Raw genomic sequence first — 9,256 nt, forward strand, 5'->3', positions numbered from 1 at the left:
TTTTATGTGGGCTGGTTGACTACTCCGGCAAAGAGGGGTTGGCCTGCGGCGCTGGTGAGGACAAAGAGGAAGGGACGGTCCAGAGTGAAGTCCACCTCGTCCTCCGGCATACCGGAACCCCCCATTGCCATGGCGGTGAAGGCGGCGGCGGTGACGCCCTCCTCATCCACCGCCACCCGGGCGGCGTGGGTGGCCTGAGTGACAGAAATGTCCTCCACAGCTTCCGTCATGGGAGTGAAGTCGGACACCGCCGGGTCAAACACGTCGGTGATCCCCATGGCCTGCAATCCCTCAATCAGATCCAGCTGGCCGGACACGTCAAATTTGGGCATGGACAGGTTGACTCTGAGGTACTTCTGGTTTTCCCATTCCCCGTTGGAGAGCAGGAACTCCATGACCTCCGGGTCGTCCAGCAGCTGATCTACGCTCACTCCTTCGTCGGGCAGGACCATCCACAGGGTACCGCCGTACAGCACGGACTTCCCCACGGCGGAGAACTGATCCCCCCAGCAGTAGGTGTTGGAGGAGGAGCTGTGCATGAAGTCACAGGTCACGTCCCCGCCGGGGGCGTGGAACGTTTCGGGGGCGGTGTTGTCCGGGTTGAACTCCTGGGACCACCGGCCCTGATAGTACACGGTGGTGGCCAGGGCCAGCACCGTCTCCGGGTCCAGGCTCACCTGGTCCGCAGCCTCCTTCAGCAGCCCGCCGGTCTGGTCGTTGAGCCAGGTCTGGAGGGCCTGGTCCAGCTCCGCCGACCCCATCTCCCCCTGGTAGGAGGAGGCGTAGTAGGTGTCGGCCAGGGTGTTCAGGGTGGACTGGTTGAAGGGTACGTCCTCATTGAGCCACAGGGAGGAGGCCAGGATACTGGTCACCGCTCCGTCGTGGCAGTAGTTGGCGTTCCACAGGGCCCTGGCCTGGGTGCGCAGGGCCTCGATACCGTCCTGGCCCAGCAGGTCCAGGATCTGCTGTCGGCTGCTGCCGTCGGTAAGCTCGGCCAGCATCCCAAGGGCGAAGTAGATGTTCAGGGGGGAGCAGACCTTGTTCTCCGTACCGCTGTCCCCCAGGAACTGGCGCAGGGCGGCGGTATAGTACCCCTCCAGGCCGCTGTCGTAGCCCTCGGGCTGGTCCAGCCGGGCCTTCTGGTCGGCCCGCCAGGTGTCGTAGTCGGCGCTCCAGCGGTCGGAATCCAGGGAACCGTCGGGGTTGAGATAGTCCATCTCGCTGGGGTAGGGGGGCACCTCCGGGTACTCCGCCACTGCCAGAGCGTAGGCCTGGCCCGTCAGGGGGCCGCCGCCCGGCCACAGCACGATGCCGATGACGATGGCGGCGGCTGCCGCCACGGCGGTAAGCCCCATCCACAGGGGGCGGCGGTGAGGCGCTTTTTGGGGCGGTTTGTCTGCCTGAGCCACCAGCTCCGGGTCTACGTGCTCCAGGCTGTCCAACAGATCATCCGCTTTCATACCGTAAATCCCTCCTTAATCAGGTGGTCCCGCAGCCGCTGCCGGGTGCGGAACAGGGTGGTTTTCACCTTGCTCTGGGTGAGCCCGTACCGCCGGGCGATGGCGGTGATGGAGTCGAAGAACCAGTACCGCCGCAGGAAAAGGTTCCGGGCCTCCTCAGGCAGGGCCTTGAGAAAGGCGTTCAGGCTCTCGCCCAGGGCCAGCGCGTCCACCAGCGCCTGGGTGTGGTCGGGGCCGGGAAGGCAGTCCTCCAGCTCCTGAGTGAGAGCGGTGAGCCGGGCCAGCTGCCGCCGGCGGGTGAGGGCCCGGCAGCGGTCCAGCACCGTGTGGCGCATGAGCCGGGCCAGGAAGGGGAAGAGGTAATCCCTGGGCTGGTGGGGCGGGATGCTGTCCCAGGCCAGCAGGTAGGCGTCGTTTTCGCACTCCTCCACCGTCAGCCGGTCGGGCAGCAGCCGGAAGCCCAGCTGCCGCAGGCGGCTGCCGTACTTGTCCGATGCCGCCCGGATGCCTCCCTCGTCCCGGGTCAGAAATAAGGTCACAATCTGGGCGTCCTCCACGGTACTCACTCCTCTCCTGTGGGCTGGTGAAAAGGCCTTTCACCCCTGTCAGCGAGTTGGGAGGGGGAAAGGTTACAGTCAGAACTAATTTTTATGGGAAAAAGGGGCCTGCGGCGGCAGGCCCCTTTTGGTTTAAAGCTGGGAGAAGGGCTGAGGAATCAATTCCCCGGCGCAGTAGCGGGCGGCGATGTTCCGGTCGTCCCCGTCATAGAGGAACTGCTCCAGCCGCTCGAAGGGAGTGCGCTCCACCAGCGCGTCCAGGGCGGAGGGACGGAGCACCAGGGCGTCAAATGCGAAGCCGGGCAGGAAGGCGCCTACCTGACCGAAGAAGGAGCCCGCGCCCCGGGTGGCCAGATAGAAGGCCTCGGTCAGGGAGAGGGGGGCCTGGTCGGGGTGGTTCAGCCAGCGCAGCTTGGAGGCCTGCACCGTGGCGGTGACGCTGCGGCTCACGTTGGCGGTGTGGCCTCCGGCCACATCGCTGGCCACGCAGCACCGCAGCTCCTGCTCCAGATCCTGCCGCAGAGGCATGATGCCGCTGGACAGGTTGGTGTTGGACAGGGCGCAGTGGGCCAGCATGACCCCCTTGTCCCGGAGCAGGGCCTTCTCCCCGTCGGACAGGTGGATGGCGTGGGCCATGATGGTCTTGTCCTGCCGCAGCAGGCCGAAGTGCTCGTACACCTGGGTGTAGGTGGGGATATCCGGGTGGAGCTGGGCTACCCAGGCCACCTCACTTTGGTTCTCTGACAGGTGGGACTGGATGGGCAGATCATATTTCTCGCCCAGCTGACCCAGACCGTCCATCAGCTTTGCCGTAGTGGAGGGGACGAACCGGGGGGTGAGGATGAAGCCGGTGCGGCGCAGCGCTTCCCGGCTGCGGCAGATCAGCTCCTCGGTGTCCGCCAGGGAGGCGTCGGTGTCCTCCCGCAGGTCGTCCGGGGAGTTGCGGTCCATGTTCACCTTGCCGATGAGTCCCCGGAGGCCGGAGGCCTCGGACAGCTCCATAAGACGCCAGGCCGCCTCCTTGTGGATGGTGGCAAAGGCGGAAAAGCGCAAAGTACCCACGGCCCAAAGGCGGTTGAGGAAGGCCTTCCACGCCCGGTCGGCAAAGGAAGAATCGGCAAAGCGGGCCTCCGCCGGGAAGGTATAGGTCTCCAGCCAGGGCAGCAGCTCCTTGTCGTAGCCGATGCCCCGGTTAATGATCTGGGGGGCGTGGATGTGCAGGTCGGTAAAGGCAGGGATGATCAGGGCGTCCCCCCAGTCCTCCACCGGCTGGGCGGCGTACTCCGGGGGCAGGGTGTCGTACAGCCCCACAATGGTTTCGCCTTCAGAGACCAGATAGGCATTTTGGCGTACCTCCAGTTCCCCCAACGTAGGGGTGTGGAGGAAGGTTCCTTTCAGGATCATATGGTACTCCTTTCGGGATTAGCGGAGTTTAGGGCACCAGTTCTACAGTATAGCCCAGCTCACGCAGACCACTGACAATTCCACCCGGGTCCACCATGTGGCCCGCACCCACTGCCATAAAGTAGGTGTGGCTCCCCTCGGTCTCCAGATAGCCTGCGGCGGCCTCGATCATGCCGGGGTCCCGCTGGGTGAACAGCTTGGAGTTGAGCTCGTCGGTGCTGTTGATGATGGCGGCCTTGTCGTAGACCTTGGAGAAGGCCTCCGGGTCCCGGTCCTTCCAGGCGGCGAACATGGCGGAGAGCATCTCCTCCTGTGCCTGGAGCGCCTCGTCGATCTCGGGGGAAGTGGCGGCGCCGGACAGGGTGGCCTCAAAACCAGCCAGAGCGGAGTCCAGATAGGCCTCCTGATACTCGGGGGAGAGACCGTCAAAGATGCCGCCCTGGAAGGCGTAGGTCTCCACCGCGCCGATGGCCTTGCCGGAATTGACGGCGGCGGCGTTCACATAGAGGTCAATGGCCATGGCGTTGCTGCCGGTGGTGTCGTCCTGCATGGACAGGGTGGAGAAGGTGGAGGCCAGAGCCCAGGGCTTATAGGCGTCCAGCCCGTTGGGGGCCATGCCCAGGGCGGCAGCGGCGGCCTGTACCCGCTGATAGAGCTCGGGGCTGATGTGGTCGGCCAGGGTGGTGCCGTCCTGATAGGTCTGCATACTCTGGAGCAGGGCAATGCCCTCCTGGTCGTTGAGATCCAGCTCAAAGATGACCTCCTCGGAGGCCTGAATGGCGTCCCGGAGGGACTTGTGGAGGGGATAGACGTTGTCCCGGTCCAGATGTATGGTGCCCAGCAGATACAGGGTATTATCCCCGTTGGTGGCCTTCCACAGCAGGCCCTTGGAGCCGGCGTCCTGCCCGTCATAGATGGCCAGAATCAGCCGGTTGGCCATGACCATGGCCTCCTGATAGGTGCAGGTGCGCTCCTGGGCCAGGCTTGCGCCGTCTCCCTGGACCACGCCCAGCCCGGTCAGAAAGGCCTCCGGGCCCTCCTCCACGCCGGGCAGGTCATAAGTGGCCGCCTCTTGATACAGGGCGTTCATCACGCCGCCCCGGGTGGTGTCTACCACCAGGCCCACGGCGTCTGCCGTCCGGGGTTCCAGCTCCAGCAGGGCCAGCTTGTCGGCCACTACCTTGGTCATGGACTCCAACTGCTCCATGGTCACCGGGCTCTGGATGTAGGTGGTGTAGTTGTCGTCCACCAGACCCAGGGCGTAGCTGTCGGCTAGCTGGCTTACCGCCCAGGGGGAGGGCTGCTGGGGCTCCGCCGCCAGCGTGGGAAGGGCCAGCAGAGCGGCGGAGAGCAGACCGGCCAGTGCTTTTTTCAACAGATTCCGTCTCATAGAGATGCTCCTTTCCTTGTACGGGGCACTGTGTTTATGCCAGACTGAGGCTGGCGATGTACTGTTTGGCGGTTCTGGGGGTTCGGCCGGGATGTCTCATCTCCCAGCGGTCGGCGCCGGTGCGCAGGGCCTGCCGGTCCATGGTCACCCCGTGCAGCGCGGCCATTTTCTCCACCAGGTCCAGGAATTCCACCTTGTTCAGGGCCAGGTAGGGGATACGCAGGCCGAACCGCTCGGCCAGAGAGGTCTTTTCCTGGATGGTCTCGCTGGCATCCACCTCGTCCCCCGCCCGGTCGGAGAAGGTCTGCCGCACCAGGTGGCGGCGGTTGGAGGTGGCGTAGATGGCCACGTTGGCGGGACGGCGCTCCAGACCGCCCTCCAGGATGGTTTTCATGACAGAATAGGTGGTGTCGTCCTGATCGAAGGCCAGATCGTCGATAAACAGGATGAACTTGAGCCGCCGCCCGCCCAGCTTCCGGATGAGCCGGGGCAGATCGGCCAGCCCCTCCTTCTGTACCTCGATGAGCCGCAGGTCCTCAAAGCCGGGCCGGGAGAGCAGGCTCTTCACCGTGGCCGACTTGCCGGTGCCGCTCTCTCCGAAGAGAAGCACGTTGTTGACGTGGTGACCCTCCAGCATGGCCCGGGTGTTGGCAATGACCTGGTCCCGCTGGAGCTCGTAGCCCAGCATCTCGTCGGGGCCGGGACAGTCGGGCTCCTCCACCGGGAAGAGCTGGCCGTCCTCCCACAGGAAGGCACGGCTGCGGGCGAAGAGGCCGGAGCCGTGGGCGCGGTAGAACTCGGTGAGCCCCTCAAAGGTGAAGGGACAGCCGGCGGGCCACCGGGGCAGGCCCTCCAGCACCGGCAGCAGGGCGGGGGCGGCCTTCCGGGCTATGGCGGCGATGAGCTGCCCGCAGTCCAGCTCACACAGCTGGGCGAAAATGGCCACGTCCCGGCGGGCGGCCTCCTCCAGGGCGGGGTCTGACCCGCCCTCCTCGGCCAGCCGGGCGTAGGGGGACTCGGTATAGCGCAGCTGGTCGTACAGCCAGTCCCCCAGGCCGGGATACCGGCCCTCCCGCAGGGTATAGAAGAGACTGGCGTAAGCTTCTGCCGCTCCGGCGGCGTCCCCTCCGGCCAGCTTGTCCAGCAGCGTGCGTACCAGACCCAGCTCAGGGGTGTCCAGAATATGTCGATAAGCGGCCACGCCCCCCAGGGCGAAGCGCAGGGTTTCCGTTGTCATAATGGGTGCCTCCTTGTCTGTGTCCATTTTATGCGCGGGTGGCCCTGCTGTCAATGCAAAGGCTTGACTTGCGCTCCGGTTTTCCGTATGCTTGAGGAAACGAGCATGGAGAAAGGAAGTCTTGTTTATGCTGTTACAGGAGCAGCGGGAGCAGGTGGTGGAGTACGGCAAAAAGCTGGTCACCACCGGCCTCACCGACGGAACCTTCGGCAACCTCAGTGTATTTGACCGGGAGAGCGGCTTCATGGCCATCAGCCCCTCCGGTATGGACTATTTTGCCACCACCCCGGAGGACGTGGTGGTGGCCGACCTGGAGGGCAAGGTGGTGGAGGGCAAGCGCAAGCCCTCCAGCGAACTGGACCTCCACCGGCTGTTTTACCAGCGGCGGCAGGATGTAAATGGGGTGGTCCACACCCACTCCACCTTCGCTACGGTGCTCTCCTGCCTGCGCTGGAATATTGAGCCGGTCCACTATCTGGTGGCCTACGCCGGGCGGCAGGTGCCCTGCATCCCCTACTATCCCTTCGGCTCTCTGGAGCTGGCCGAGGCGGCCTGGGAGGGGATGAAGGAGGAGTACAACGCCTGCCTGCTGGGCAACCACGGCCTGCTGACGGTGGGGGGCAGCCTGTCCTTCGCCTTTGACGCCGCCCAGCAGCTGGAGTTTCTGGCCAAGGTGTACTACTACACCAGGCAGGCCGGGGGCGGCGTGAACCTGACGCCGGAGGAGCTGGAGGCGGTGCTGGGTAAGTTCCAGAGCTACCGCCAGGCCTGAGCCTTGCATTTTAGCCCGGTTCAGAGTACAATCTGGACTGGAAACCAAGAGAGAAGGAAGTGAACCAATGGATCGGGAGGAAGCCTTTGAATTTCTGGACCGGACCGCCCGGGGGATCGCGGAGATGTTTGGCTCCACCTGCGAGACGCTGGTCCACGACATGGGGGACCCCAGGCACCCCATTTTATCCATTTATAACGGCCATGTATCCGGCCGGACGGTAGGCTCCACCATGGACATCCTGGGCACCGCCAAGGAGCTGGACCAGGACGCCTTGGTCACCGATTTCGTCAACCTCTACGCCACCACCCCCTCGGGCCAGCAGATCAAGAGCAGTACCTTCCACCTCATCGGGGAGGACTTCAACCTGGCCCTGGGCATCAACTTTGACTACAGCTCTCTGGTCTATGCCAACCGCATCCTGGTGGATCTGATGAGCGCCGAGGCCGACCTGCAAAGCGCCATGTGGCACGGCGGGGAGGGCCAGCTGACCCAGATCTTCGAGGAGTGCCTGGCGGCGGTAGGCAAGCCGGTGAACGTGCTGACCAAGCGGGACCGGATGAAGATCATTGCCCTGTTGGACCAGAAAAACGCCTTTTCCTTCCGCAAGTCGGTGCCCTTTGTGGCCAAGCGGCTCCAGGTGTCCCGGTATACGGTGTACAAGTACCTGGGGGAGCTGACCGGCGCCGCCGGCGGAGATGAAGAACCCAAGGAGGAATAAGTTCCATGTATCAGGATCAAATCAACGCCTATTTTGACGACCCGGCCCGCCGGCAGCAGCTGGTGGAGATGATCTCCCGGCTTGTGCGCATCCGCAGCGTCCGGGAGGAGGCTCAGCCCGGGATGCCCTTTGGCCCCGGCCCCGCCGCCGCCCTGGCGGAGGGCCTGAAGCTGGCGGAGGAGCTGGGCTTCTCCGTCAAGAACTATGACAACTATGTGGGCGCGGTGGACTTCAACGATCAGGAGACCCAGCTGCACATCCTGTGCCACCTGGACGTGGTGGGGGAGGGCACCGGCTGGACGGTGACGGAGCCCTATGAGCCCATCGAGGTGGACGGGATGCTGTACGGCCGGGGCACCGACGATGACAAGGGCCCGGTGGCCGCCGTGCTGCTGGCCATGCAGGCCGTCCGGGACCTGGGCGTGCCCCTGAAGAAGAATGTCCGGCTGCTGCTGGGCACCGACGAGGAGAGCGGCTCTGAAGATATCGCCTATTATTATAGTAAGGAGCCCTACGCCCCCTGCACCTTCTCCCCCGACGGCGAGTTCCCCGTCATCAACCTGGAGAAGGGCAGCTACAAGCCGGTATTCACCAAGACCTGGGCGGCGGAGAGCGCCACCCCCCGGGTGAAGGAGCTCCACGGCGGGTTCCGCATCAACGTGCTGCCTCCCGAGGCGGAGTGTGTGGTGGCCGGCCTGTCCGCCAAAGCGGCGCAGCCCTACTGCGACAAGGCTGCCGGTGAGACCGGCGTCACCTATGTGCTTACCGAGCGGGGAGATGACCTGCATATCCTGTGCAAGGGCAAGGGCGCCCACGCCTCCACTCCGGAGGAGGGCGTCAACGCCATCACCGGCCTGATCCATCTGCTGTGCGCTCTGCCTCTGGCCAAGGTGGGCTCCACCGCTGCCCTCCATGCCCTGAACGCCCTCTTCCCCCACGGGGACTGCGCCGGTAAGGCCCTGGGCATTGCTCAGGCCGACGAGATGTCCGGTCCGCTGACCCTGGCCTTCTCTCTGCTGGAATTGAACGACACCGGCCTGTCCGGCCAGTTTGACAGCCGGGTGCCGGTGTGCGCCAACGAGGAAAACTGCAAGGCCGCGGCTGAGGCCGCCTTTGCCAAGTTCGGCTTTACTGCCGAGGGCGGGATGCAGGCCCCCCATTATACCCCCGCCGATACCCCGCTGGTCAGCACTCTGCTCAAGTGCTACGAGCAGTACAGTGGCCGGAAGGGGGAGTGCCTGGCCATCGGCGGCGGCACCTACGTCCACGATATCCCCGGCGGCGTGGCCTTCGGCTGCGCCATGCCCGGCTTCAATGGCAATATGCACGGCGCCGACGAGCACACCTGCATTGCCGACCAGCTCACCGCCGCCAAGATCTTCGCTCAGGCCATCATTGACCTGTGCGGCTGATGGAAAACCATTGATTGGGTCAAAAAGACCGAAATCTCCAAACAGGGGATTTCGGCCTTTTTTTGTGGCTACCTGACGGCTACCCGCTGGCTACCAGTAGCCGGTTAAAAAAGAGGAAAGCCTTGCAGCACAGTCTATTCTTGAAAAACTCGCAGGATGTCCCCTCCTCATGGTCAAATAAAACAAGGAGGAATTCCAAATGAGAAACCTCAAGAGGACTCTCAGCCTGGCTCTGGCCGCTGTTATGCTGATGGGCATGATGGTCGTGGGCGCCGGCGCTGCGAGCAAGGATTTCACTGACGC

General features: G+C 64.3%; 8 protein-coding genes. 3 read left to right on the forward strand and 5 right to left on the reverse strand.

Features of this window, described 5'->3' with window-relative positions:
• Positions 1-2 precede the first annotated feature (2 nt).
• The 5 genes from B5E56_RS11860 to B5E56_RS11880 all read right to left on the reverse strand — a co-directional run bounded on the left by B5E56_RS11860 (position 3) and on the right by B5E56_RS11880 (position 6,048).
• The gene (locus tag B5E56_RS11860; RefSeq protein WP_087390388.1) at positions 3-1,460 is read right to left on the reverse strand and encodes a serpin family protein; all 1,458 of its coding nucleotides are present in this window, start codon (positions 1,458-1,460) and stop codon (positions 3-5) included.
• Positions 1,457-2,026, reverse strand: a complete 570-nt coding sequence (locus tag B5E56_RS11865; protein ID WP_242958957.1) for an RNA polymerase sigma factor — start codon at positions 2,024-2,026, stop codon at positions 1,457-1,459. Before B5E56_RS11865 ends, B5E56_RS11860 begins: the two co-directional genes overlap by 4 nt.
• A 123-nt stretch (positions 2,027-2,149) precedes the next feature.
• Positions 2,150-3,421, reverse strand: coding sequence for an amidohydrolase family protein (locus B5E56_RS11870; protein WP_087390394.1), 1,272 nt, complete (start codon positions 3,419-3,421; stop codon positions 2,150-2,152).
• 28 nt (positions 3,422-3,449) lie between these two features.
• A complete protein-coding gene (locus B5E56_RS11875; RefSeq protein WP_087390397.1) occupies positions 3,450-4,811 on the reverse strand; it encodes a TraB/GumN family protein in 1,362 nt (453 codons plus the stop codon).
• A 34-nt stretch (positions 4,812-4,845) separates the two neighbouring features.
• A complete protein-coding gene (locus B5E56_RS11880; RefSeq protein ID WP_087390400.1) occupies positions 4,846-6,048 on the reverse strand; it encodes an ATP-binding protein in 1,203 nt (400 codons plus the stop codon).
• Positions 6,049-6,175: 127 nt separating this feature from the next.
• Between B5E56_RS11880 and B5E56_RS11885 the strand changes: the two genes are divergently transcribed.
• The 3 genes from B5E56_RS11885 (at position 6,176) to B5E56_RS11895 (ending at position 8,953) form a co-directional block, all read left to right on the forward strand.
• Positions 6,176-6,820, forward strand: coding sequence for an L-fuculose-phosphate aldolase (locus B5E56_RS11885; RefSeq protein WP_087390403.1), 645 nt, complete (start codon positions 6,176-6,178; stop codon positions 6,818-6,820).
• 67 nt (positions 6,821-6,887) lie between these two features.
• Positions 6,888-7,541 carry a helix-turn-helix transcriptional regulator gene (locus tag B5E56_RS11890; RefSeq protein WP_087189213.1) on the forward strand — a complete coding sequence of 218 codons (654 nt, stop codon included), beginning with the start codon at positions 6,888-6,890 and terminating at the stop codon, positions 7,539-7,541.
• A 5-nt stretch (positions 7,542-7,546) separates the two neighbouring features.
• The gene (locus tag B5E56_RS11895) at positions 7,547-8,953 is read left to right on the forward strand and encodes a Sapep family Mn(2+)-dependent dipeptidase (protein ID WP_087390406.1); all 1,407 of its coding nucleotides are present in this window, start codon (positions 7,547-7,549) and stop codon (positions 8,951-8,953) included.
• The last annotated feature ends 303 nt before the right edge of the window (positions 8,954-9,256 follow it).

It is taken from the genome of Flavonifractor sp. An112 (assembly GCF_002161085.1).
In the GTDB taxonomy this organism is placed as follows: domain Bacteria; phylum Bacillota; class Clostridia; order Oscillospirales; family Oscillospiraceae; genus Flavonifractor; species Flavonifractor avicola.

Excerpts from the sequence above, each read along its gene's own strand:
- B5E56_RS11860 (WP_087390388.1), bottom strand. The coding sequence starts at position 1,460 with ATGAAAGCGGATGATCTGTTGGACAGCCTGGAGCACGTAGACCCGGAG.
- B5E56_RS11875 (WP_087390397.1), bottom strand. The coding sequence starts at position 4,811 with ATGAGACGGAATCTGTTGAAAAAAGCACTGGCCGGTCTGCTCTCCGCC.
- B5E56_RS11870 (WP_087390394.1), bottom strand. The coding sequence starts at position 3,421 with ATGATCCTGAAAGGAACCTTCCTCCACACCCCTACGTTGGGGGAACTG.
- B5E56_RS11890 (WP_087189213.1), top strand. The coding sequence starts at position 6,888 with ATGGATCGGGAGGAAGCCTTTGAATTTCTGGACCGGACCGCCCGGGGG.
- B5E56_RS11880 (WP_087390400.1), bottom strand. The coding sequence starts at position 6,048 with ATGACAACGGAAACCCTGCGCTTCGCCCTGGGGGGCGTGGCCGCTTAT.
- B5E56_RS11885 (WP_087390403.1), top strand. The coding sequence starts at position 6,176 with ATGCTGTTACAGGAGCAGCGGGAGCAGGTGGTGGAGTACGGCAAAAAG.
- B5E56_RS11895 (WP_087390406.1), top strand. The coding sequence starts at position 7,547 with ATGTATCAGGATCAAATCAACGCCTATTTTGACGACCCGGCCCGCCGG.